This is a genomic window from Sphingobacterium sp. MAE (genome assembly GCF_056711605.1).
The window spans coordinates 2,397,171-2,422,757 of sequence record NZ_CM160044.1 but is presented as its reverse complement, the minus strand read 5'-3'; the positions used below and the strand labels follow the sequence as shown (position 1 = coordinate 2,422,757).

Here is a 25,587-nt window from a genome sequence, read left to right as displayed (position 1 = left end):
ATCTGAATAGATTTCTTTCCAATGCTTATATTGGATTTATATCAATTTAACCATTAGCCTATCCTTACATTCATCTTCATATGATCCATATTTTGAAATAATCAATAGTCTCGATCGGATGATCTCTTTGCGCCTATTAAATTTTCGCTCAAACAGATAGCATTGATATATTTATCCTGAATCACATGGAAAAAAGAAAATTACAGAATTAGAATTATCGACTATCAGTTATAGTAAAATTATACAAACAGCATATTATGGATTAAAGAATATTCAAGATTGCATTGCGGTAACGCCAAAAAGTGTTTTTACGATCAACTCCATCACACAAGCTTTTACGGGAGTAGCCATCATGCAAATATATATTTTTTAAGGTGTTGCATACTTAGTCTATTCAAATTAAAATCGGCTGTAAATCTTTCTAAAAATTTAATATATATTTATATATCTAAAATCTATATATGTTAGAAAATTTTGAATTTTATCTATTTCTGGTCCTGATGATTACCATGCTTATTATGCTGGCAAAAAAAATTCAGGTCGCTTATCCTGTATTGCTTGTATTAGCAGGACTTTTGATAAGTTTTATTCCAGGAGTACCCCCTATAAAAATTGAACCAGAATTGATATTTATTCTCTTTTTACCTCCTCTGCTATATGAGGCGGCATGGTCGACCTCCTGGAAAGAACTTTGGCGCTGGCGTAGAATTATTTTTAGTTTTGCTTTTGTCGTTGTGTTTTTCACTGCGTTATCGGTTGCGATTTTCGCTAATTATTTTATTCCTGGATTTTCTTTAGCCTTAGGGTTTTTATTGGGTGGAATCGTTTCTCCCCCTGATGCAGTAAGTGCTGGAGCAATCTTAAAATTTGTTAAAGTACCAAAAAGATTGGCCTCCATACTCGAAGGTGAAAGTTTGTTGAATGATGCTTCTTCTTTAATCATTTTCCGGTTTGCAATGATTGCAGCAGCAACGGGACAATTTGTTTGGCAGGAGGCCGCAGGAAGCTTTGTATGGATGTGTATAGGTGGTGTGGGAATAGGGCTGACTATAGCATATATTTTTCTGAAAATGCACAAGATTTTACCCACAGATTCAAACACTGATATTTTACTCACTTTTATTGCACCCTTCTCAATGTATTTAGCAGCAGAACAGCTACACGCCTCTGGAGTGTTAGCTGTCGTAAGTGGTGGCTTGTTTCTTTCCTATAGAAGTCATGACTTTTTGAGCAGTGCATCTCGAATACGTACCGTCACGGTGTGGGAAACTTTTGTTTTTTTACTAAATGGTATTGTTTTTATGCTTATCGGTTTAGATTTGCCTGAAATTGTTTCCGGTTTAGGAGATACGGATATTTATACTGCAATTGGATATGGAATTGCCGTTACTGGCGTTCTAGTTATAGTAAGAGTTCTTGCCGGTTACGCCGCAGTGATTACGACTTTAATTATGAGAAATTTTATCACGGTTGCAGATGCTCAATCACCTGGATGGAAAACACCCATGATCATTGGATGGACAGGCATGAGAGGCGTAGTGTCTTTGGCGGCAGCGCTTTCAATCCCTTTGACTTTAAGTGATGGAACTCCTTTTCCTCAAAGGAATCTGATACTTTTCATCACATTTGTCGTCATTCTTCTCACATTGCTCGTACAGGGGCTTACTCTACCTATTCTATTAAAAAAATTTCCATTGATAGACCGTGATTTTGTGAGAAGCGAAAAAGAAATAGATTACGAAATACAGAACAACCTCGCTCAAGTGGCTGTTGATAAAATTCGTAGCGATTATGCACACAAAATAGAAAGTTTCCCAATATTGAAGGATCAATTAGAGAAATATGAACACCAATTGAGCAGTTCTGAAATCATTATTAATTACACTGAATACCGAAATATTTATATTGACATTTTAGAAACGCAAAGGAACTGGCTGATCAATAAAAATCGTAAAGAACTTTTGCTAGATGAAGAAATCATAAAAAAACATCTTCGCCTACTTGATCTACAGGAAGAAAGATTGAATTTAAAAAGCTAGAATATGAAAACGAGTATTTTCATATAGAAAAAGAAATCCAGTACTTTAGCAATTACCGACATACAAAATGAAAAAACTAACCACACTGCTACTCCTAATCATGTCTACTGTATCCCTTTATTCACAAGAAAAAGTCGTGCTATCTCATACGATCAAAATATCAGATATGATTGAAATCAGTTTAGCGCTTGAAAATAAGCCCTATGGAAGATTTCACCTCATTAAAATAGATACGCTGACGACTACAAATTATAATGGGCAGATACTTCAAAATAACTTTTTTGAAAACATTTTCAGAAGAGCAAATGTTTTGGCTAGATATAATATCGATGAACATAAAAAATACAGAAACATGGATATTAAAGGTGTTATCAAATACTTTAAGCCTTCAGCAAATGAAAAATCATATTTCAATCTGGGTAAGCTTAAAGATTTAGAAAAAAACATGAATCTTATAGACAACCATTTAACAAAAAACAATTCGAAAATTTATTTTGGTATCGTAGATTCGGTATATATACAACAGGTATTTCCCGATTTTAAATATAAGCTCAGTGAGGAGGACGATTATAAAGGTATTGACTTTGAAAGCTATGACCTGATGTATGTTTATAAATCGGATATCAATCAAGATGTTATAATAGCAGTTAATGAAGATCTTGACCATGGTTATAATAATCTGACGGTAACTGATAAAAAAACAAATATGATATACAAACTGATCAAATTAAAAAGAAATATGACTGCTGATGAAAGAGATGACATAAAAATTGAATTGATGATCGAAAATGAAAGTTCAATCGAAAGAATACCTTTTGATTTTAAAAATGTTGTAGTCAAATAACAAAATGATAGCTAGTACCGGATTTAATGGTACCATTCTGAAGTAATTTATAATAGATGCTTGTTAGTTCATCTATGGATGTACACATTGCTACAGTATAATCCTCCTATTTTTTCGCAATAATACATAATTGCATCATAGAAATCAGCTATTAAAATCAATTTGCGTAGGTGATTTAATCTTGAGCATATTATATAAGAAAAGCTAATCTTGCGATTAGCTTTTCTTACAATACCTATTGATATTTACGAAGCGGTCACTGCTTAGTACGAGAACTTGCACTACTGATTTATAAACTTGACTATTCTCCTACTAGCCGTATCGCAAAAGTCAAGTCCAGAATAGTCTGGATTCAGCCCTCCTATGAATGGTACTGCCATTATAAAAAGATTTTTAGTTGCATTTCCAAAAGCATCAAGTGCCTGAAAATAATCATTTATACTTAAACCTTTTACTTGCATGTAATAACCGTTGTTACTATCGCTCTTGACATGGAGACTTTTTTCACTTACATATTTTTTTCCTTCATTCGGATCCTTAAAATTAAGATATCCTGTACTGATCAATCCTTGATATTTTAGTCCTTCAAATGGCAGATCGTTAAATTCTAGGGGCTGTTGTCCAGTACCGTCAACATAGAGTTGATAATGGTGTTCGTGTTTTTTATCTTGTATATCCACATAACGATAGATTGCACCCGTATCAGCATGAGGATCAACATGACTATCTCTGTCAACTTGGATATGTTCAATAACACCAGCTTCATACAGCGCAATAATTTCTTTATACGATTCCTGTGGTAGAGAAGCGATGATTACACTGATAAGTGGCATTAATACTTTACGTAACCGCAGCATGTCTTCTGCCGAAAAATGCTTAGCTGGGTAATTCATTGCATAGCTGAAGGCTGCCAAACGCTCCTTCCAAGAAATAGACTTTCTTCTATTTATTGATTTTTTTGCCTCTAGATATTCAGCTCTAAAAAGGGTAAAACTATCTAGTTCCTTTCGCAAACTGAGCATTTCTTCGACAAATTCCTCAATAGTCATATCTTTGATCTTTTCATAAAATTCGGGATCACTCTGCCTAATTGGGTTTTTGAAATTTCTTTCAAAAACGTAGTCGAGAGCCACAAAACCATTATTTTTCTCTTTATAATCATAAATCTCATCTAATGTCATTGACCAAGAAAGAGAGTATGGTTCGGACTCGGAATGGAAACGTAATGCAGGAAGATAACCACCAGTCGAAAAAAGATGTATAGAAAAGTTTTTAGAATCTTCATTCAGAACATAGCTTACTTTATCATCGTCATAGAAATACTGGCCATTTAACCGTGATAAAGTTTTGACAGCATCCACAGCAGTTAGGGAAGCTCCTTTAATAGCTACGGGAAAATTTGTTCTTTGATCAAATTTTGAAGGCGGATAAGGAGAATCATACCATCCTTTTTTCTTTCCTTCAAATGTTAATGGCCAGTAATGCCCTGTACATATAACCACAACCTCAGCATCATATACTTGATCATTTGTGATAGTGATCTTATAATTTTCTTTTTTACGATCATAGAGCAGGTCGGTCACAGCTGTATCAGTCAAAACATGCACCTTTATCTTAAGCTTTAGGGCTAACTTAATATATTCGTGAAATTGATTTTCGAGATAATTTCCCAAAAGAAGTCTTGGTAAAACTTGATAAGGATTTAATTTGCCGTTTATATAATAATCTGGAAAATCATCAGTTGGATTTCGCGATAAATAATCAGCAACATCGTATATTAATTCTGGAATTTCATTAGCAGAAACATTCGCGAGATGTTCATTGCACGATCCATATTTCCCATAAGGCATACCAACTCCCAATCGCTCATTTTTTTCAAAAATATAGATATTTTCAACTTGAAGATTTTGATTCACAATCTCCTTTAACATAAATAAAGCTGCGGGTCCCCCTCCGATTAGTGCAATCGATCCTAATTTCTCATTTTCCATAAAAATTGCTAGATTATTGATTCAAGACCCTATTCAAAATTCATACCTTTTTTACTATTTCTTTAATTTTTTAAGACAAAATTTTCAGAGAATATGATTATACTACTTGTTGGATCTGTTTTTTGGCATCTTTACTCGATTCACTTTTTAAATTCGATTGTTTTTCAATAAAGCGATCTTAACTATCATAATTGCTTTCACTTTGTCTAAATATAGTACTATAACACCAAACAAATTTAGTTAATTATGAAAAAGAAGATCATCTAATACTTTTAAGCTTACTTTCTAATCTTTTTGATAAAAAAATTAGATGATTTTTCTTAAGGTCTGTATTAAATTCATTATTAACAAATGAATCATTAATCGTTCCGTCGCTTTTTCTATAATTTCGTTCCATTACCTGCTCTCCCGCTAAAGCCAACTGTTCAAATGTGCTAGGTTTAAAATTTCCGTTTACTTTTGTTCTAGGAATGATGATATTAGGCATAGACTCCAAATAAATATTCCATACTCCCTCCTCTTTAGCAGTATATAAAACTTGAATATAATCTAACTCTGCCAATGGACTTAAATCGCGATTGAGCAATAACAGATAACCTTTGTCACAGCTGCTATTTAAAAAAATTCGATCGTCGATTTGCCAGTCGCTAGTGTGCAGAAACTGAACGCCTTCAATACCGTCGTTAAGCCATGAAGTTATCGTCCGGTTTGCTGTTAATTTTATTTCCGTCTGTACCTGAGTATTATTTCTAGTTGTTTCACCTAAATTTCTGTTATTATGGTCGGATTGACATGCCACACTAAAAAGAAACATAACTATACTATTCAAAATAATATTTCTAATCATATTTACTTTATATAAATACTCATCTGTTAATTCGAGATCTTACTTTGGATATATCACTACTTTCATGCCGAAATTCGAATCCACTGATTTATAAAAATTTATGGACAGAATCCTACATCTTACAAATTTATTTTCAATGGGCAATACGGCTATTACTGACCTGAAATACGAGTAAAATATGATCATAAGCCCATAATTTACTGGGAGATCTCCCTCTATTAAAGATGATGTTCGCGATAGATGATAAAGTATTAAATATTTTTCACCGTTTAACTTCGTGAGTGTCAAATAGACTATTACTGTAGACATCCGCGATCACTAGATGAGACTCCTTAAACATCAGTTATATAATAAGCACAAAATCCCTAAAGTTCACTTTTAGGGGTTTTAGAACTTCTGTAAAGAGATATGCCAATTTTTTCTGAAAGGATATCGACTAATACTGAATCTAAACTAACAAACTCCTGTTTGGTTTGTAATTATAGAAACAGTTTTGTGAAAATCAAAAAACTGTGATATCGTTAACTACATCATCCCTATGGAATTAAAACAAAACATCAGTAAGACGGAGCGTTTGATCACGATCCTATCATCTTCATATCTACTATATAAAAGCCTATCTGGCAAACAGAAGAATCCAGCTCTGGCTGCATCAAGCGCTTTGCTTTTATTAAGAGGTGCTGCGGGTTATTGCCCAGTATATAATAAATTTGAGATCGATCATACAGATCAACCAACAGATGTAACTGTAGATTCGGTCATCACTGTCAATTACCCTCGTGAAGAAGTTTATGCATTCTGGCGTAAACTTGAAAATCTCCCACGCATAATGAAACATTTGGAACGTGTGAAAGTAATTGATGAAAAACATTCAGAATGGCAGGTTAAAACACCATCTGGAGTAGAGCCTCTGATGTGGAAGGCTGCGATCAATGCGGATGTTGCCAATGAGCAAATTTCATGGTCAAGCATGGCTGATTCGTCGGTTCAAAATGCGGGAACTGTTAAATTTAAGGATATGGGAGAATCTGAAACTGAAATATCTTTTAAAATGTCCTATAAAGCTCCTCTGGGAGATATTGGTGCTGCAGTTGCTAAACTTTTAAATCCAGCTATTGAAAAAATGATCCATCAAGATTTTAAGAATTTCAAGGATTATATCGAATCTAATGATCAAAAAACAATTGAATCTGAAACTGCAAAAAAATAACTTCGCTTTAAATAATCGAAGTCAAGTGATTTGCTGACCGAAAAGCGAAAGCATAAAGAAGAAACCATAAAAACACATGACAAAGTGTATTTTGACAACGTCAAGCGATCGCATTTAATTTTCTTTAAACGCGAGCGCTTGACGATTTTTATGTTTAGAATGATGCACCTCTGAGATCAAATGCTAAAATTAATTGTAGCATTTGATCCCTATCCATGAGGGTCCATTACTATTTAATTAAGATCATTTCAATGTAGTATTGATCCACACATGATACGGGAATTTGATCAATTCTGACGGCGCTATATAATTTAAAATCAAACCTTTCTGATTACTTAGATATGTTTCTATATGTGCATCATCAGGGATAGAAACTGCTTCAAAAATAGCATCTTTATCAGTGGTATTGATATCAGCCTTGAGAACTTTTATTTTATTATCAATCAGCCAAAGTGCCAATTGCTCTCTTCCCATTTGTTTTAAATAACAAACCTCAGCATCGAAATTGTGTAGTTCATCTATAGCGCAATCTGGAAATACTGCTTTTAAGTAAAATTCATAAAGAGATTTATCGCCAGTACGAAGTGCATAGTTCTTGATAATGAGTCGATGTGGGTTGGTATCAAAATTAAAGTTGCCAGGATTTTCTAAAAATCCATAATACTCATTATAAAGGGTAATTCTCTTCTCCATATTATTTTGCTGTACATCCATAATATCTTTTTTACTATATAAAACAAAGATCTCTCAAAGATGTTCACAAATAATTAACTAAAATGAAATAAGTAAAATCTATTCTAACCTGAATAAAGAAATTAATACGTGCAACTAGATATCCAAATAAAATCGACAGGACAGACGCTCACCTTAAATGTAACGTAAAAGAGAGGATACATTCTTGTTGTCCTAGTCATACTTTAATAGAATTGGAAAATAAATGATTAACATTTCCTTTTATATTAATTTTATTACTGTAACTTATTGACTCTCTACAACGTTATTTAAATGACAAAATAAAACTTTATGATAAAAGCATTCCTATTTTTAGTTTTTTTAAGTCTGCTATCGTTCTGCTTTACTCAAAGATCCGTCAAAAGTAAAGATCAAGAGGTAGATCACTAGTGATGTTTGTGATGACGCAAAATAAAAAGCAAGATGATAAAATAAATACATATACCCATAGACCTATGATACAATTATTAAGATTTTTAGCATTTATATTTTTATCAGCTTCAGTATGTTCGACTACCTATGGACAATTAAAAGATGATTATTCCGCTAAAATTGACAGTTTATTACAGACAACAGCCCCTAGAAGTTTTAATGGCGTTGTACTGATCACTAAAAAAGGAAAAATTGCCTACTCCAGAGCTTTTGGCTATTCGGATTTTGAGCATAAAATTCCTCTGAAAATAACCGATAAGTTTCGAATTCAGTCGAATAGTAAACAAATCACAGCAGTTTTAATTTTAAGAGAAGTTGACAAAGGAAATCTTTCGCTAGAAGTTCCCGTTAGAAAATACTTACCTCATATCACACAGTCCTGGGCAGACACCGTTACATTACATCATTTGTTAAATTTTTCGTCAGGGATAACGGATATTGACCAACCGTTAAATTTTAAACCGGGTACTGATTTTTTATATAATGTGATCTCGTACTCTATGCTAGGTCAAGTCATTGAAAAAGTAACTGGCAAAACATACATTGACGCCGCCACAGACTTGTTTGACGAGTTGGATATGAATAATAGCTTTTGTTATGAAGAACATAAAATGCAAAATAGATTGGTCAATGGATACACGAGTGCCGACAATATATTTAAATTAAGAGAACATCCTGTACAAAGAGAAGGGTGGATTGATTTTATTCCTGCGGGTGGAATTGTTTCAAATTTACAAGATCTTAATAATTGGGATATAAAATTGCATCATGGAAAAATATTGAAACCAGAGACGTATAAGCTAATGACCAGTTATAGTATAACAGCACAACATGAAGCTTTTGGTACAGCGCGTATTGGATATGGTTATGGTGTCTACGTCAATGACAAGACACCTGTAAAATACATCGGACATCCAGGAAAGGGATTGGGTTTTGCATCACTTAAAATTTATTTTCCTGAAAAAGATGTCGATATGATTGTATTAGAAAATCAATATAGTGATGACAGTAATCTTCATTACTATTTTGAAAATAAAGTGAGAGAAATAGTCATGAATAGCAATTTATTGAATGAATAATACTGCTGTTTGATATCAATCCTTGGATATTTTACATTTTCTGTTTGTTGAGTACGTAGAGTATGTATTTTTGTGATGCATTCAAACTCTCTTTTGCCATATAGAGCTATTTACATTGTGTTATAAATGGGTTTATTGTAGAGAAAATAAAAATTAAAGTTTTATTAGGTCATCAACAAATCGTAAATTAGATGAGATATATCACCTTAACCAAGATCTCTTCGTATGGGAATACTGAAAAGAAACAATGTTGTCGTAAGTGGAACTGGAGACCATGTCATGATGTTTGCTCACGGCTTCGGATGCGATCAAAATATGTGGCGTCATGTATATCCTTCATTCCAGGAGAACTACAAAACAGTACTTTTTGATCATGTAGGCGCAGGAAACTCTGATCTATCTGCATATTCTTTTGATAAATATGATCGTCTTGAGGGCTACGCAGAAGATATTGTAGCAATTGCTAAGGAACTAAAAATTAGCGACATTGTATTTGTTGGACACTCTGTGAGCGCTATAATGGGGCTTATAGCGGCGAAGATGGCTCCTGAAATTTTTAAGACACTGATTTTGGTAGCCCCCTCTCCTTCTTATATTAACCAAGAAGATTATATAGGAGGCTTTAGCCATTCAGAAATCGATGAGCTATTAGCATCATTAAATAATAACCATTTAGGTTGGTCAATGGCAATGGGCCCTGTCATCATGGGCAATCCTGACAAAAAGGAACTTGGAGCGGAACTCGCGAATAGCTTTTGTAAAACAGATCCCGAAATCGCAAAGCATTTTGCTCGGACTACATTTTTGACAGATAAGCGTGAAATCTTAGCAGATACAAGACATCCTGTGCTAATCTTACAATGTAGCAATGATGTGATTGCTCCAATTGAAGTAGGTCATTATTTGCACAGTAAAATACCGCTGAGTACACTTGTCATCATGGATGCAACTGGGCATTGTCCTAATTTGAGTGCTCCAGAAGAAACAATCTCAGCAATTAGCAATTACCTATATGACCAATAAGTTTATGCACCCTGACGCCGAAGATTTCGATGATTTCTTCGAATCGTCACGATGTGGTTTTGTCATTACGGATCCAACTGGAAATATTGCAAGGATCAACAAGCGCGCTACTACTTGGTTGAATACAGTACCTAATAAATTAGTGGGGCAGCGTTTTTCTAATATCCTAAGTGTAGGTGGAAGAATTTATTTCGAAACCCATCTTTGGCCATTATTGCGCTTGCAGGGACATTTTGATGAAATAGCACTTGAATTAGCAGATTCAGGAGATGGAAAATTACCTGTATATATAAATGGCTATGAAAGAAGAAATGATAAACAGCAGGTACTCTTCATACGCTTTAATATTTTTAGTGCATCAGATCGCCGACTGTACGAGGAAAATCTTCAGATGGCAAAACAGCTTGCTCAAGCTGAACTGAAAATGGAACAACAAAATGCCTTGATCCGCGAACAGTTTATTGCTGTACTCGGGCACGATCTGCGTAATCCCTTAGGTGGTATTATTAATGCGGCACAATTACTTGCTAGAAAAAAAATAGGACAGCCTGAAGAAAGACTTATTAATATAATTGAGAGTGGCTCCAGAAGGATGCACGAGATGATAGATAATATCATGGATCTTGCTCGTGGTCGTTTAGGAGGTGGATTTTTCATTACTCCGATTATATCTGATCTTGAAAAGTTACTGAATCAAGTTAGCGATGAGTTAAGGGTGACATATCCCGCGAGTATGATAGCATCAGATTTTAATATCAATCAACCCGTATCATGTGATCCTGGAAGATTAGCGCAGTTGGTGTCCAACTTACTTGGAAATGCAGTTACACATGGATCTTATGATTCTCCTGTGATTTTACGTGCGACAACGACAAGTGATTATTGGGAGGTTATTGTCACAAATAAAGGAGAGCCAATTCCTGAAGAGGCATTGAAACATCTTTTCCACCCATTTCAACGTCAAAATAATCAAGCTAACCAGAATGGTCTTGGTCTTGGATTGTATATTGCTTCAGAAATAGCAAGGGCTCATAAAGGAACTTTGACTGTCAGATCAGATGCTCAAGAAACCTGTTTTACATTACAGGTTCCGCATTAGGCAGTATTTGATCAGCATCCGTGTTAAGATAAATTGAACATAGATAGTTGATATATCCTATTAAATAACTCCCTCTGAGATCACTAACCGTAGAAAGTTATTACTTTACCGACTTTATACCTTGACCTACCTAATTCCCATAAGCACTGCAACGAAATAGCGCTACTTTTGATTCATAAATAAATACATAAACAGATTTATCATGAAAACTAAAACAATCTTCGACATCAATAGCAAAACAATTTCAAATGGTTTTCAAAAAGCATTTGATGCTCTTAGAAGCTCCAAATTGAAAGTTTCAGCTAGCACAGGAAAAGTGTACCTCCATATTTCTCTACTATGGGCGATCGTTATTGGTATCATATTTCCTGTATCACTTATCGGACTGTTGGTATTGACAGTATGTCTAAAACTGACTTTATCTATTGAACAAGATGTGCAACAACCAACAGGCAGTAATAGAATTATTGAATTAAAATAAGTAACCATGCAATCAATAGTGCTGTATAGCTTATTGATTGCATTATTTCTCTATACCATGTAGCGACTACTAAAACAGACCCTTAATAAAATTACCAATATCACCATTATCGTTTTCCCATGAATTTTTTGCAGTAGCCGCAGGATCCAAGATCACTTTACCCAAATCACTATTCTCATCAATACCTATTCCTCTCATTAGTGCTCCCCTAGCTTGATTGACGATACTATTATCCCCACCAAAAGGTTTCCCATTAAATATTTCTTTTACATCAATATGAGTGATATATTTCGGTAATATCAAAGAAATTCCTTTTGTAAATTTTGCAATTGCCAGATCAACCAGTGTTTGCGCTATTCCAATCATATCTTCCGTACACTCCGCATCAATTTGATTACTGATTTCCATTACTTGCCTATCGCTCTCATTTTTGTAATCCTCCGCTAATTTGAGTAAATTAACTAAGGGTTTTCCTGGTCCAGGATTATATTGCTCTGGATTTAACCCTTTGTCCACCTGATCTTTAATGTATAGTGCTACATCAGCTAATGTCTTATTCCAATTTTCCTTTGAAATTTGAATTTGCTCTTCTTTGAGCTTATCACAGTTTGCCATATTATTTTCTTTAACGAGGTTATAATTAGTTATTTTAATCCTTATCGCTTAATCTGAAAAGTAAACGTTGGCCTTGCTATCCAACATTCCTTATACTAATAGTACCAAAATCAGATGCTTCCCCTAATAGTGCGGACAAATGTTTGCTTGAATTCAATAGAAACTAGATAATTTACCTGTGAATAAAACTTGACTAAAAAATTGGCCCTAAGATGTAATTTAGAAAACTAAGAAAATAATGAGGTAAATAACTGAAGGAAAAGATTTTTTTAACCTATTGATGTCTTAAAATTAAAGTCATGACCTCATCTTTCAAATTGCGTGCGATAGGAATTTTGTAACTACCAACTTGTATCTGATTGCCTTCTATGGCAGAAATATTATTCATGTTGACAATGTAGGATCTGTGACAGCTAATAAACGGATGCTTTGGTAAAAGAGAAAACATTTGTTGAAGTGTACAATAGGTGATATCCTGACTGTGTAAGGTATGAACAATGACATAATTTCCCATACTTTGAATAAAAAGGATATCCTGTAGCATCACCTTTTTTAATTTTTTATCTACTTTAATAAAAATATGTTCCTCTTGTGCTTTTTTAGAGATATTCAAGCTATGCGCATGTGCTGTAGTGATGATTTCGTGGGCTCGATGGGCTGCCTTTAAAAACCTGCCAAATGGAACTGGTTTTAAAAGATAATCGACCACTTCTAATTCATATCCACGTAGTGCATATTTTTCATAGGCCGATACAATAATAATCTTTGGAGGACTGCTCAATGTGGCAATAAAATCTAAGCCCGAAAGTTCGGGCATCTCAATATCCAGAAAGATAAGGTCTACGTGCTCAGTATTGAGATATTCACTGAGTTCAATAGCATCTTCACACTCCGCCGTGAGTTTAAGAAAACTAATTTTATCGATATAGGCAGCTATTCCTTTGCGTGCGAATGGCTCATCGTCAACAATGGCACATTTGATATCCATCATTCTTTACAAGTTTATGATTAATTCTGTTGAAAATAACTGTGGCTCCCTTTTAGATCTTAATATGTATTGATCAGGATATAATAAATCAAGCCTCTTTATAAGATTGGTCAATCCCGAACCAGATTTTACAGGCCCTCCAATCGGAATGCCCTGCTTATTCACTGTATATTCAAGCACAGTATTCGAAACCTTAAAAATTATCTCTTCACCTTGACGTTTTAGACTGATATCAATTTTATACTCACCTCTTACATACTTAAATGCGTTTTCGATGAGGGGCTGAAAAAGTAATGGAAAAATAGCAAGTCCTTCCCATTCGTCGTCAAAATCGGTATACACGGTTAATCTTTCAGTGAGTCTCTGCTGTTGAAAAGCGATATAGGATGTCAAATAGGTGATTTCCTGATCCAGTGACACTTTATCGTCAACATTATAGATTTGATAGCGCAATAATTCTGACAACTGCTCCAAGCTTCTTTTAGCCACAGTATTTGAGTCATCAACCTGAAAATATATGGTATTGAGGGCATTGAAAAGGAAATGTGGATGATATTGACTTCTTAATAATTGCAGATCGGTACCCAGTTTGTCTGCTTTGATTTGTTCAATATGAACCCTGCTATCTGTCAAACTTTTATTAATTACCTCATTTCTTAACAAGGTATAATAAAGTAATAACAAGGGAATATAAATGGCATTGACCAAAATATAATCAATAAAACCATCGCCCATGTAGACCCAGCCTAGGCGCTCACTGATGAAGATAATCGGATTAAGAATAACAATGACCTGAAGCAAGCCTATACTATATTCCTTCATAATATTCGTTGGAATATCATGAGCTCTAGAAAATAGTTTTTTGAGTCCATTGCGCCACATGAACGTGATAATATAGCAGATAGCTATCGAGATCATCAGTCCATTGGCGTGTATCCGAATACCACCTGACCAAAATTCATCTTTCTTTGTTAGATCAGTGACAATACGAAGGATATTAAAAGAAACAATACCCCATATGGCTGGCCCTACCTGATGTATTAAATTTACTTTTGGTTGTGAAGTTCTGGCTATCATCATATCAGTAACTAATTCTGTTATTTTCCTCTAAGCGGTTACCTATATTATTATTTTTAGGATCAGTTTTTCCTCCTTTATTCAACCTGTAAGAAAGATTAATCCCGAATGCTCTACTATCATAAGACTCTCGGTATTTTCCGTTCATTACATCTCCATTGAAGGTAATATTAGGTCTATTACTTCTAAAAAGGTCGTTGGCATAAATATACAAAGTAAATTTGTCTTGGAAAAAGGTTTTACGGAGTCCTGTATTGATAGACCACAAATGAGCAATATAAGCTTGACCCTCTGCCGTAGCACCATTGAAAAAACAATTAATTTCTAAATTTACTTTGGAAGGTAAATTAAATTGATTTTGTAATTGAATAGCAGGTGTCAACCGGCGATTGTGAAATACTTTATCCTTCGTGATCCATTCGAAGTTTTTGTACATTAAATTGGCATTTGCCTGTATATTCCAGCTGCGCATAGGTGATATAGTTGTCGCATTAAACCTTAAGCCAAAACCAGAAGCATGATCTAGATTCAGAGGCATTACTACCGTTCGATTATTATGGTCTAGATTGTAGCTTTTACTTATTGGATCTTGTTTTAGCGTGTAAGAAAACTGAAGTGAATACGTATTTTTAAAAACCCAAGTCAATTCCATATTATTTACAAATTCTGGCTTTAGATCTGGATTTCCTTTTTCATAGAGATAAGGATCGTTTACTTCAACAAAAGGATTTAAATCTCTAAAGTTTGGACGATTTACTCTTCTATTATAATGTAATGATAGCTTTTGTTGAGTTGACATGCTATAGGTCATCGTCATATTTGGAAAAAAATTTTTATAGGATCTGAGTTGGTCATCATGTGTATCCGTATCGTTAGTAGCCAAACTGTTGAATGTGGCATGTTCATAACGTAATCCCATATCAAGTGTAAACACTTCTGATGTTTGATACTGCAATTGAAAAAACAATGATTTTAATTTCTCCCCATGCCCAAATCCATTACTGAGCTGTTTCTCTGCTTGCCATTGGTTATTTCGATACACATCATACAATGACTTTGTACGCATATTGACACGCGTATATTTACCTCCAAATGTCGACACTAGGTTTGAAATTATATTAAACTGATATTTACTCTGCATCGTGGTGATCTTCACCTGAACATCTGTATGACCAACTAACTCTTGCTTTTCGGATTTAAAGTTATCTACCAGCAATTTGTCAGACCACTGAACCTGCTGGTCTGACTGTCTAAAATCTTGACGATCGAAATAGTTTTCCCATTTTGAGTCTTTATCAATATTGGCAATTAAGAACGCACCTGTACTAAAATTTCTAAAGTTATGGTGCAGTAGATTACTCGTATTTATAACAGAATCAGGTTGTACCTTATGATATAGAAAAACCGAATTAACTTCTTCATCTTTAACTCGTCTGTTGTTATTAAGCAATACATACGCTCCTGTATTCACATGTTTAGTAGGGCTATAATCCAACGTACTGTTGTAATAATGGTTCATATAATCTTTTTTTCTAATAGCATCCATATCCAACTGTAAATCTTTAATGCTTTCTTTTGTATCATGATCCAGATACCTACTCGAAGTAATATCAACGAGATCCCGTCCCTTAGAATAGGAATATGAATTGGAAAGAGATACTTTTTTAATAGTTGTCTCAGCCATAATATGGTGTTGCATCCTATTGTATTTCCCTTGTTCCACCTGCGATGATATAATCACACGTATTCCATTTGATGCTTTAGTATTTCTTTTCAAATTTATAATGCGTGCATCACCTCCTGCATCTAACGTGGCATCGGGTTGTGTAATCAGCTCGACGATGTCTATGGAAGACGCTGGCATAGCCGACAGATAAGTGATCAGATTTTCTCCAGTTAAGAAGCTTGTTTTTCCATCGATAAGAAATTGTACACCCTCCTGTCCATTTAAACTTATTTTACCATTCGGCATAATCGTTACCCCGGGCATTTTCCGTAATACTTCTAAAGCATTTCCACTGGAATTTAGAGCTGTTTTTGACACTTCATAAGTCAGTTTTCCAGCGGTTAGTTTAATGGGATTGAATCTCCGAAAGATATTCACTTCTCCTATCTCGATAACCTTTTTCTTTATTGATGTGTCTCGCAAGAGATATAACGAGTCCGACCGACGATAGATATCATTATTCTCTGCATTGTTATATTGATCCATATCAAAAGCTCTAATTTGAACTTCTGCTTGTAATGATTTAAGAGAATACAGCATAATAGCCGATACCAAACAACTAAACCTCCAATTCATATTGCTTATATTTTTTACGAATCTATAGTCCCACAGAAAATCTATTAAATAATTTATTCGAACAGTCGTATATACGGGATGAATGGTAACATAAGTGCCATTGCAGAGATATGCACATGATCTCATTTTATGATTTGTTTCAGCACAAAGACGTCACAAGCAGAGCTTCTTATTATAAGTACCAAACGTTTGTCGATTTGAAGATTTCGTTACTGAGGGTATTTTTAACGTGTACTATATGGGTTAAAAGGGAGAATGCAAATCTTATAATTTGCGCTAAGAAAGTAGGTGGATAACATATGGAAATAGCTTTACAGGAGGGAGGTCACCGCAACTTTATATCGACCAAGAAGTCGAAGAGAGCGAACTACTTTTAATATCGAAGGAGGATAAAGAATTAATCAACCCTATTACTTTAGCGTATCATCAGGAAATTTGATCCAATCATTTCCTGATGATATTTATTTAAGAAATTTTTAAGACTGTTGCATTTTCATCTTGGATCAAATCTGTTGGCATTTCAACCACTAGGCCATGATGATCCTGCTTAAATTGCACAGAACCCTTGTACCCCAATATTGTGACATTTGTGATCACCTTGGCATTGGGAGCATTTTTAGCTAAAGATGCAACTGTAACCGTCTGCTTATCGGACCTCCCCATTCTCATGACGTAAATGGTGTCTTTTTTTGTTGTAAATCTAAAATCTTCACTTGTCAAAGGTTTCCCTTTCCCCTCATTAAAACCCTGTGCATGCAATTCGGGAGCATGCTCTAGCGCTGGTCCTTCGCCAAAAATATGCCAAGGTCTAGTTCCTATTATAGCTTCTGAGTTAACCTTCATCCATGATGAAATGCCTTCAACTACAAACTGCGCTTTATCGTCAAGGGATCCATCTCCACGCAACGGAACACTCAATAGCAAGTTACCATTTTTGCTGACCACATCGATCAGCATATGTAAGATAGTTTTTGCAGATTTATAAAGATTATTATCATAAATGCGACGGTCATAATGCCATGCTCCAATACAAGTGCAGGTTTGCCAAGGCAGTGGTTCAATTTTATTACTTTGCCCACGTTCAATATCCCAAACCATACACTTACGTTGTTGCTCGTCTAAGATCTTACCATTGATTACCACTTCAACCTTACCGTTATTTTCCTTGGCACTTTTATTATAATAGTGAGCTGCAATATCCAATCCAACGTTGCTGATAGGCCAAAGTGGCAACGCAGTATCATCGAAATAAACAATATCGGGATGATAATTATCGATCAGCTCGAAAGTTCTATCTCTAAAATTTTCGCAATATGCCTTTGAAGGAATACTAACTCCGGAGTCGACATCCCAATGCCATTGTTGATGTATGCTATGATCCTGCTCACTGTCTCTACTGAGCGGATGGTTTTGAGCATACAGTTCCTGCGGATCATATCCCTCCCACCATTTACCTTTACCGTCAGCCTGGGTTAGATGACCATCATAAGGTACTCCTTTATATTGGCCTTTTTTATCAGCGCGTTGTGCCGTTTCATACCATGTCCAAGCATGTGCAGCGTGAACACTGACACCAAATTTAAGTCCTCTTTTCTTTGCAGCTGTGGCCCAGCCTTGAACAATATCTTTTTTAGGTCCAACATGTACACTATTCCACTTATGGTTTGTACTCTTGTACAGGTCTAAGTTATCATGATGATTAGCTAATGCCATAAAATATTGAGCTCCCGTATTTTTATATAAATCCATTAAGGATTCTGGATTCCATTTCTCTGCTTTCCATTCATGGATAACATCTTTAAACCCAAAAACTGATGGATGCCCATATTTTCCGATATGATAATGATACTGATCAGATCCTTCTTGATACATTCCGCGCGCATACCAATCACCTCGTTCCGGCTGACATTGAGGGCCCCAGTGTGCCCATATACCAAACTTGGCATCTCGGAACCATTCAGGCACACGATATTTTCCCAACGATGTCCAATCTGCTTTAAATGGCACTTTCCCCCAATCCCCTATTGCAGAGATAGGCGTGCTCAGATATAATGTAGGTATCGCAGTTCCTAAAATCTTAATTACAGTTCTTCTGTCCATAGAAAAAATATTTTAATAAAATATAATCGAAAGGACTTCGCTGAATATGAACAGCATACATCCGGTCTATAATGGTTTATCTTGAATACATTCAAAATTAGTAGTATTATTGATTAGACTTGATAACGTTATCGATAAAGAATAGCACAATATCGACTTTTAAAGTTTATTGAAAATAATATATCTTTATATCAAAGTATCCATCTAAACAAAGTATATTATATCTGCTTTGATTATTTAAGTAGAAGAGGAAAACACAGCACTTGAAAAACGAAAGACAACAATTTGATTTTATTCTATTAAATATTGGCTATGCAAAGCATGATGCTGATTGGAATTGGAAAAACGTCAGTAGCCCCTTTACACGCATTCATTGGGTCAGGAGCGGAACAGCTTGGCTGCATACTGGAAATACAAAATATCAACTTAAAGAAGATTGCCTTTATTTGACCCCCTCATACACAACTCATAGTTATGAATGTAGTGGTGAGCTTGAACTATATTATATTCATATTTATGAGAAGTTAGAAAATACATCCAGTCTGTTTGACCAAATGTCTTTTCCTGTTGAGATACAAGGTGATCCTCTCCTATTAAGCCTAATAGAACGTTTAATTGCTATAAATCCTGAACGAGAATTATCCATATATGATCCTGATGCTTACGACAATGCTAATGAATTGATAAGAAATATCGCTGTACAGGCAAACACTTCACACGCTATTGATCTTGAAAGTCATGCTATTATCCAGCTATTGATAGCTCGCTTTTATACCTATGCGACAGAAAAATTGCCGCACGTAGATAAAAGGATGTCAAAGGTGATAGATTATATTCATAACCATATCCACTGTTCTATTCGCATTTCTCAATTGGCTGAAATTTCTTGCTTGACCAAGGATCACTTTATACGTCTTTTCAAGAAGCAATTTAATGGCACACCAATAACGTACATAAACCAAAAAAAAATAGAAAAAGCTCAGCTCATGATGTTGCTCCAAAAATATAGTATTCAAGAAATTTCCTTTCAACTCGGATTTGAAAATGTTTCCTATTTTAATAGGCTTTTCAAAAAATTCACGGGAGAAAATCCTACTAACTATAGAAAGCGATTCAATATTTAATAACAGTATACCGCATCATATTTTTTATACGATGGATGATTATGATGTAATCGACCGGCATCAATTAATGATTACGCGATACGGATGATCACAGCATATGTAGTTCTTTTAGAATCTTCAATGTTATCTCTTTTCTACATTTACTAAAATTGACATTGATATCAGTTCGATCTTTAATCAGACGCGTTGCAAAGAAATAATCTTTCTCATGGATGATATTGGTTTCAATAATTTTGATAAATTTACCGCAAAGTACAAGAATATTTATCCTTCTTTAGACAGTCCTGTCCTATAATTTTCAAATCCATCCAAAATGTTGCAATTAGCTATTGTCTCACCATACTTGAGATCAATAAAATATATAAGTTTTGAGACGATAACTATTGTTTAAGCCATTTACCAATAATTTCTCGCAATGTTTGTTCAATAACTGGCTTCACAACAAAATCATTCATTCCTACTGCCAAACATTTATCTTTTTCACCCTTCACATTTCCTGCCGTTAAAGCAATTATTGGTATCTGTATGCCCGTTTCTTGATTTCTTATTTCCTGAGTTACTTCGTATCCATTCATTTCTGGCATTTGAATGTCCATCAAGATTAAATCTATATGATTTTCTTTAAAAAGTTTTAAACCCATAAAACCATCTACTGCTTCTAAAATTTCAGCATTTGGTAGGATATTTCGAACAAGTGTAGCTGTTAAAAGCATATTAAATTCATTATCTTCAACAATGAGCACTTTAAAATTGTATTTATGAACACTTTCCTTTTTTAACAAAGTTGTTTCTTGACTCTGTGCCATAAGCTGCACGTCTGACAAGGTTTTAAACAAATTTTCAAACAGTATAGGTTTAATCATCCAATGATGTAAATCGAGCTCTTCACAAATCTTGCCTATATCGTCTTTAAAATCATCAAATACTAAAATAATAGGTTGATCTAGGTCAGAATAAATCAATTTCTCTCTTATCTTTTTAATTGTTTCGATCCCACCCATAATGGGTATTTTATCATCGATGATAATAACGTCGTAACGATTTCCTGCCATCAATAGTTGCAACACTTCAAATCCATTGTTCGCTTGAAATACATTGATCTGTTTAAGCTTTAACTTCTGAACTAATGTTAATCTACTCGCTTGGTCGCTGTCAACAACCAGAACATTTTTAATTTGATCTAAATTCTTCCAATCTTGTGATTCGCCTTCCAATGATCGAAGTGTAATATCAAAAAAGAATAAGCTGCCGACACCATAAGTACTTTCTAATTGCAGTTTGCTACCCATCATATTCAGTAACTTATTTGATATGGTAAGGCCCAAACCTGTTCCGCCATAGCGCTTGGTAGTGGAAGTATCTTCTTGCGAAAATGCGTCAAAGATCTTTTCTTGCTTATCGACTTTTATACCGATTCCAGTGTCCCGAACACCAAAACGAAGGGTTGAAAACTGATCATCATGAAATAAAACTTCTACACTCAATTCGATTGTTCCTTTTTCCGTAAATTTAGTCGCATTGCTCAGAAGATTCATCAGTACTTGTTTAATACGTAAAGAATCAATCCAAACATAATGCGGAACATCTGGAGATACATTTAAATTTAATTCCAGTTTTTTTGACTCCATCTGAAAATTCAGAAAACTAGTCACTTGCTCCAGCAGCTCATAAAGTTCACTTCTTTCAATATCTAATTCCAACTTTCCAGCTTCAATCTTTGAAAAATCTAGAATATCATTGATAATACTTAATAAAAGATTAGCAGACTGATCAACTATTGCTAAGTAGCCTTTTTGAGTGTGATCCAATTCTGTTCTGGTCATCAGATCTGTAAATCCTATAATTCCATTTAAGGGCGTTCGGATTTCATGACTCATATTGGCTAAAAACTCTGATTTCGCTATATTGGCCTGCTCAGCAAGAAGTTTAGCTCGTTCTAATTCTTCCCTTTGATTAATGATTTTGCTAATATCAGTTGCTATACACAGATATCCAATGATAATTCCAGCGATATCCCGGATAGCTGTAACCGCTAAAGAAACATACAATGAAGATCCGTCTTTTCTAATATAGGTCCACTCCCTTTGCTCTGCTCCATAAATTTCGGGTTTTTCGACAAGAGCACGAAACCCCTTCACCTCGAAACCTAATTCTTCTTCAAGTTCCTTTGCACGAGATACAATTTCACCTTCTTTGTGAAAAATTACCGGACTCAATTTTCCGATTATTTCTTCACTATGATAGCCTAGTATATTTTCTGCTCCTTTATTAAATAGCGTAATTATACCTTGGGTATCGGTTGAAATAATACCAACAGCTGAAGTCGCTTCCAACACATCTTCGAGCAATTTTTTTGATTTAGCAGATTCTGCTTCAATCCGCTTACGCTTATCAATATCTTGAAAAGTCCCATATATGCGGATACAAGTTCCCTGCTCAAATTCGGCATAGCCAAGCGCTCTCACCCACAATTCGACACCTTTAAATGTAATTATTTCTAATTCCAGATCCCAAGATTCTCCTTTGGAAATTGCTTTTTGAATAGCTTCAAGAATTTTCTCTCGACTCTCATTAGCTTTATAAAATTCCAGAGCTTTATCAATATCTGGTTGATAATTGGTAGGTACCTCGTGTATTTCTTTCGTTATTTCGGACCAAGATAATTCTTTACTCAAAAGACTATATTCCCAACCTCCTATACGAGCGACTCTTCCGGTCCTAGCCAGCATAGCTTGCGTTTGCTTTAAATCCTTCTCTAAATAATGTTGCTCGGTGACATCAACAGCATTACCTATAATATAGGGGTTCTTCTCACCCTTATTTTGCAGAATATTATTGAAAAGCCAAATACGCAATTCTCCCGATTTTGTAGCAGTGCGCATTTCACCCTTTACCGTACCTTTTTGAACAATCTCATGAAGATAGCCTATCAAATTTTGATGTGCTTCTTGTGGAATAATATCAAACAAGGACATGTTTTCAATTTCAGATCTGGAATAACCAAGAATCGCCGCACCTGCATCATTCACAGTGAGCATATTACCTTCCAGATCATGTGTACACATCAGTCCCTGAGAATTATCAAAAAAAGCTTTTAATTTTTGCTCACTTTCCTTATAACTTTCTTTTTCTTTTCTGTTGACAATAAGGGCCATTGCCTCATCACGTAAGAGTGAAAGTGCTTTCTTTTGATCATCATTAAGCATCCTAGGGATTGTATCGATTACACACAATGTACCTAAAGCATAGCCATTGGGATCTATTAAAGGAAATCCGGCATAATAGCGGATATGCGGATCAGCCGTGACGAGTTCATTTTCTTTAAAACGTTCATCCTCCGTAGCATCATAAACCTCCAAAAAATTATCTCCAGTAATAACATATCTGCAAAATGCTAAGTTACGTGACGTTTCTTGCACATCGAGCCCAACTCTGGATTTAAACCACTGCCTGTCTTTGTCAATCAATGATATAAGTGAAATCGGTGCTCCACAAACCAAAGAAGCTATCGTTGTAATGCGATCAAAGTCTTCTTCTATCTCTGTATCTAATATTTCATACTCGTGTAATGCACGAAGTCGCTCCGATTCATTATGGGGTAAAGGCGGATTGTTCATTGCTCTATTTTGAGTTAATTACCTTGAATATTCTACTTATTAAACAATCGAAAAGCACAACTACTCCTATCCCAAACCTATTCTCGATCAAGTCATTAAAAGCTATGTCTAAAAATTTAAAAGCAATTTATGATTCTTTTTTAACATATCTAATAACAAAAAGTTTTAATGTGAAAAATATTTAATTTTTCTAAAAAATAACAAGGTAAAATATTTCTAGTATAGATGGTATAAAATAACTAAGCATTGGAAATTATTATAATATGGGTTATAAAACAATAAGGCCTGGTTATGATCAAGTTTAAATCTATCTTGATTTAGCCGCGTCAAACACGTATTTCCTGTTCAGAAATTTGAAGATCAACTTAAAAAAGTTCTTATCAGCTGAGTAGCAACTGACAAGAACTTTTATCTACTTGAACTTCTTTTATTGCGCCGATCTTAGAAATGCGTCATAATTATGTTTACTTTCAAAGTAAGCAACTTCATCTTGATTGCCGATCAAGACAATGTATGCAGTAGCCTTATCTACCTTTTTTAAGCTATATGGATCAATTGCCATGCGCACTTTTGCATCATTAGGAATGCGTTCTTTGCACATTTCGCAACAGCCATAATACATCTTCCCTTCAAAAGGGACCTCCAGCTGTTGCTTGCCCATATACTCATCATTGACCATACAGACCAAATTATTAGAGACTTGATCCCCTTTGTTCGGCCTGGATGTAGCGATCACTTTATGATCAGCAAGCTCCTTTTTAAATGGTTCACCGCCAATTGCACCACTCTCCTTTGGCGCATTATTATTACAAGATATGAATACGATGGTAGCAAAGACCACCATCGTAATTTTATTGAATTGTTTGATCATGTTATTCATTAATTTATTTATTTGGAATGGGTGTACCCTCCTGTATTTCTTCATTACCCAATTTAAGGATCACATCATTTTCAGTTAAGTCACCGACTACTTCTACCCGATCGGACATTACCCGACCTTTACTGATAGGTATTTTCTTGGCCTTGCCCGCTTCAACAGCGATCACATACATCCCCATATTACTATCAACTATAGCAGATTTGGGAACAAAGAATGTCGCTTCGCTATTTTGCAGTGGGATCTGAGTTTCTGCAATCATAAAAGGCTTCAATACATGATTTGTATTTATAAAATCTGCTTCTACTTTTTCTGATCGCAACTTAAGATCTAGACTACCCGATTTACGGCTTATTTGAGCAAAATATTTATGCTGAGGCTGTGATCTGACATAAAATTGAATGGTATCACCAAGCTTGATAAAAGGTGTATTAGCTTCAGGAATAGAAATATTAAGTCTCAATTTTTGATTGTTCTGCACGACCAATAAAGGCGATTTACCCATGGGGCCAACATATGCACCTAGATCGACATTTCGATCTGTAATTATACCGTTGAATGGAGCACGGATCACCAAATAATCGTCTATATTTTTAATTTCACTATAAGCAGATTCTGCTGCTGCCAATTGTGCCTGATCCGACAACTTTCGTGCAGCAATCTGATCCATAGCATCCTGTGCAATAGCACCTTCGGTTTGATTAGCGTTAACCATACGATCATAGGTCGCCAAAGTAGCCAAGTATACCGCTCGTTGTGCCTTAAGTTTGGCTTTAGCTGTAGCGACTTGAGATTGGATTTCTGGAGCTTCTAAAGTCATCAAAACCTGTCCCGCGACAACTCGATCACCAATATCAACTCGTATATTTTTAACATAACTGTTTACTTTGGCAAACAGCTCAGTACTCTGATCAGGCAACAATTCACCCGCTAATTTTAAGATGACCAAAGGATTGGTTTTTTGAACAGCAATAGTTTCAAAAGGGTTCATCATGGCAGCTTCCTTTTCCATGTTCTTTTCCTCTTTAGGTTCTTTCTCGGAATAGGCACAACCTGTAAAAATAAATACGGACGCTAGCAGCGCTATATAAATTAAGTTTTTCATTTTTT

Annotated in this window: 19 protein-coding genes; 8 read left to right on the top strand and 11 right to left on the bottom strand. The window is 35.0% G+C overall.

What is annotated here, in order from left to right:
• Nucleotides 1-461 precede the first annotated feature (461 nt).
• On the top strand, nucleotides 462-2,039 hold the full coding sequence (locus tag AC06G9_RS10225; RefSeq protein WP_094771962.1) for a Na+/H+ antiporter: 1,578 nt from the start codon (nucleotides 462-464) through the stop codon (nucleotides 2,037-2,039).
• Between the two features lie 67 nt (nucleotides 2,040-2,106).
• Nucleotides 2,107-2,883 (top strand): hypothetical protein, encoded by a 777-nt coding sequence (locus tag AC06G9_RS10220; protein WP_480958060.1) that lies wholly within the window; start codon nucleotides 2,107-2,109, stop codon nucleotides 2,881-2,883.
• 281 nt (nucleotides 2,884-3,164) lie between these two features.
• Here AC06G9_RS10220 and AC06G9_RS10215 read toward each other — a convergent pair whose 3' ends face one another.
• Both AC06G9_RS10215 and AC06G9_RS10210 read right to left on the bottom strand, forming a co-directional pair.
• Nucleotides 3,165-4,874, bottom strand: a complete 1,710-nt coding sequence (locus tag AC06G9_RS10215; protein WP_480958059.1) for an FAD/NAD(P)-binding protein — start codon at nucleotides 4,872-4,874, stop codon at nucleotides 3,165-3,167.
• A gap of 259 nt (nucleotides 4,875-5,133) precedes the next feature.
• Nucleotides 5,134-5,688: a hypothetical protein gene (locus tag AC06G9_RS10210; RefSeq protein ID WP_480958058.1), complete on the bottom strand. Its 555-nt coding sequence runs from the start codon at nucleotides 5,686-5,688 to the stop codon at nucleotides 5,134-5,136.
• Nucleotides 5,689-6,259: 571 nt separating this feature from the next.
• On the opposite strand from AC06G9_RS10210, the gene AC06G9_RS10205 reads away from it, so the two are divergent.
• Nucleotides 6,260-6,931 carry an SRPBCC family protein gene (locus tag AC06G9_RS10205; protein ID WP_480958057.1) on the top strand — a complete coding sequence of 224 codons (672 nt, stop codon included), beginning with the start codon at nucleotides 6,260-6,262 and terminating at the stop codon, nucleotides 6,929-6,931.
• A 243-nt stretch (nucleotides 6,932-7,174) separates the two neighbouring features.
• Here the strand turns inward: AC06G9_RS10205 and AC06G9_RS10200 are convergent, their stop codons facing one another.
• The gene (locus AC06G9_RS10200) at nucleotides 7,175-7,645 is read right to left on the bottom strand and encodes a hypothetical protein (RefSeq protein WP_480958056.1); all 471 of its coding nucleotides are present in this window, start codon (nucleotides 7,643-7,645) and stop codon (nucleotides 7,175-7,177) included.
• 473 nt (nucleotides 7,646-8,118) lie between these two features.
• Here AC06G9_RS10200 and AC06G9_RS10195 point away from each other — a divergent pair, with 473 nt between their 5' ends.
• The 4 genes from AC06G9_RS10195 to AC06G9_RS10180 all read left to right on the top strand — a co-directional run bounded on the left by AC06G9_RS10195 (nucleotide 8,119) and on the right by AC06G9_RS10180 (nucleotide 11,777).
• Complete coding sequence (locus AC06G9_RS10195) at nucleotides 8,119-9,174, top strand: serine hydrolase domain-containing protein (RefSeq protein ID WP_480958055.1); 1,056 nt, start codon at nucleotides 8,119-8,121, stop codon at nucleotides 9,172-9,174.
• Nucleotides 9,175-9,399: 225 nt separating this feature from the next.
• Entirely contained in the window at nucleotides 9,400-10,197 is a 798-nt protein-coding gene (locus AC06G9_RS10190; protein ID WP_293929330.1) for an alpha/beta fold hydrolase, read from the top strand.
• Nucleotides 10,187-11,296 carry a PAS domain-containing sensor histidine kinase gene (locus tag AC06G9_RS10185; protein WP_480958054.1) on the top strand — a complete coding sequence of 370 codons (1,110 nt, stop codon included), beginning with the start codon at nucleotides 10,187-10,189 and terminating at the stop codon, nucleotides 11,294-11,296. The genes AC06G9_RS10190 and AC06G9_RS10185 overlap by 11 nt, the downstream gene beginning before the upstream one ends.
• Nucleotides 11,297-11,498: 202 nt before the next feature.
• Nucleotides 11,499-11,777, top strand: coding sequence for a hypothetical protein (locus AC06G9_RS10180; RefSeq protein WP_045754808.1), 279 nt, complete (start codon nucleotides 11,499-11,501; stop codon nucleotides 11,775-11,777).
• Between the two features lie 69 nt (nucleotides 11,778-11,846).
• Here the strand turns inward: AC06G9_RS10180 and AC06G9_RS10175 are convergent, their stop codons facing one another.
• The 5 genes from AC06G9_RS10175 to AC06G9_RS10155 all read right to left on the bottom strand — a co-directional run bounded on the left by AC06G9_RS10175 (nucleotide 11,847) and on the right by AC06G9_RS10155 (nucleotide 18,859).
• Complete coding sequence (locus tag AC06G9_RS10175) at nucleotides 11,847-12,392, bottom strand: hypothetical protein (RefSeq protein WP_045754809.1); 546 nt, start codon at nucleotides 12,390-12,392, stop codon at nucleotides 11,847-11,849.
• 274 nt (nucleotides 12,393-12,666) lie between these two features.
• Nucleotides 12,667-13,383, bottom strand: a complete 717-nt coding sequence (locus tag AC06G9_RS10170; RefSeq protein WP_480958053.1) for a LytR/AlgR family response regulator transcription factor — start codon at nucleotides 13,381-13,383, stop codon at nucleotides 12,667-12,669.
• Nucleotides 13,384-13,386: 3 nt separating this feature from the next.
• Nucleotides 13,387-14,460 (bottom strand): sensor histidine kinase, encoded by a 1,074-nt coding sequence (locus AC06G9_RS10165; protein WP_346570093.1) that lies wholly within the window; start codon nucleotides 14,458-14,460, stop codon nucleotides 13,387-13,389.
• 1 nt (nucleotide 14,461) lies between these two features.
• Nucleotides 14,462-16,759: an outer membrane beta-barrel family protein gene (locus AC06G9_RS10160; protein WP_346570092.1), complete on the bottom strand. Its 2,298-nt coding sequence runs from the start codon at nucleotides 16,757-16,759 to the stop codon at nucleotides 14,462-14,464.
• A 465-nt stretch (nucleotides 16,760-17,224) separates the two neighbouring features.
• Nucleotides 17,225-18,859 carry an alpha-L-fucosidase gene (locus AC06G9_RS10155; RefSeq protein ID WP_480958052.1) on the bottom strand — a complete coding sequence of 545 codons (1,635 nt, stop codon included), beginning with the start codon at nucleotides 18,857-18,859 and terminating at the stop codon, nucleotides 17,225-17,227.
• Nucleotides 18,860-19,122: 263 nt separating this feature from the next.
• On the opposite strand from AC06G9_RS10155, the gene AC06G9_RS10150 reads away from it, so the two are divergent.
• A complete protein-coding gene (locus AC06G9_RS10150; protein ID WP_480958051.1) occupies nucleotides 19,123-19,983 on the top strand; it encodes a helix-turn-helix domain-containing protein in 861 nt (286 codons plus the stop codon).
• Between the two features lie 380 nt (nucleotides 19,984-20,363).
• On the opposite strand, the gene AC06G9_RS10145 is transcribed toward AC06G9_RS10150, so the two are convergent.
• The 3 genes from AC06G9_RS10145 to AC06G9_RS10135 all read right to left on the bottom strand — a co-directional run bounded on the left by AC06G9_RS10145 (nucleotide 20,364) and on the right by AC06G9_RS10135 (nucleotide 25,582).
• Complete coding sequence (locus AC06G9_RS10145) at nucleotides 20,364-23,600, bottom strand: PAS domain S-box protein (RefSeq protein ID WP_346570089.1); 3,237 nt, start codon at nucleotides 23,598-23,600, stop codon at nucleotides 20,364-20,366.
• A 427-nt stretch (nucleotides 23,601-24,027) separates the two neighbouring features.
• Nucleotides 24,028-24,471: a hypothetical protein gene (locus tag AC06G9_RS10140; protein WP_346570088.1), complete on the bottom strand. Its 444-nt coding sequence runs from the start codon at nucleotides 24,469-24,471 to the stop codon at nucleotides 24,028-24,030.
• 13 nt (nucleotides 24,472-24,484) lie between these two features.
• Entirely contained in the window at nucleotides 24,485-25,582 is a 1,098-nt protein-coding gene (locus tag AC06G9_RS10135; protein WP_346570087.1) for an efflux RND transporter periplasmic adaptor subunit, read from the bottom strand.
• Between the last annotated feature and the right edge of the window lie 5 nt (nucleotides 25,583-25,587).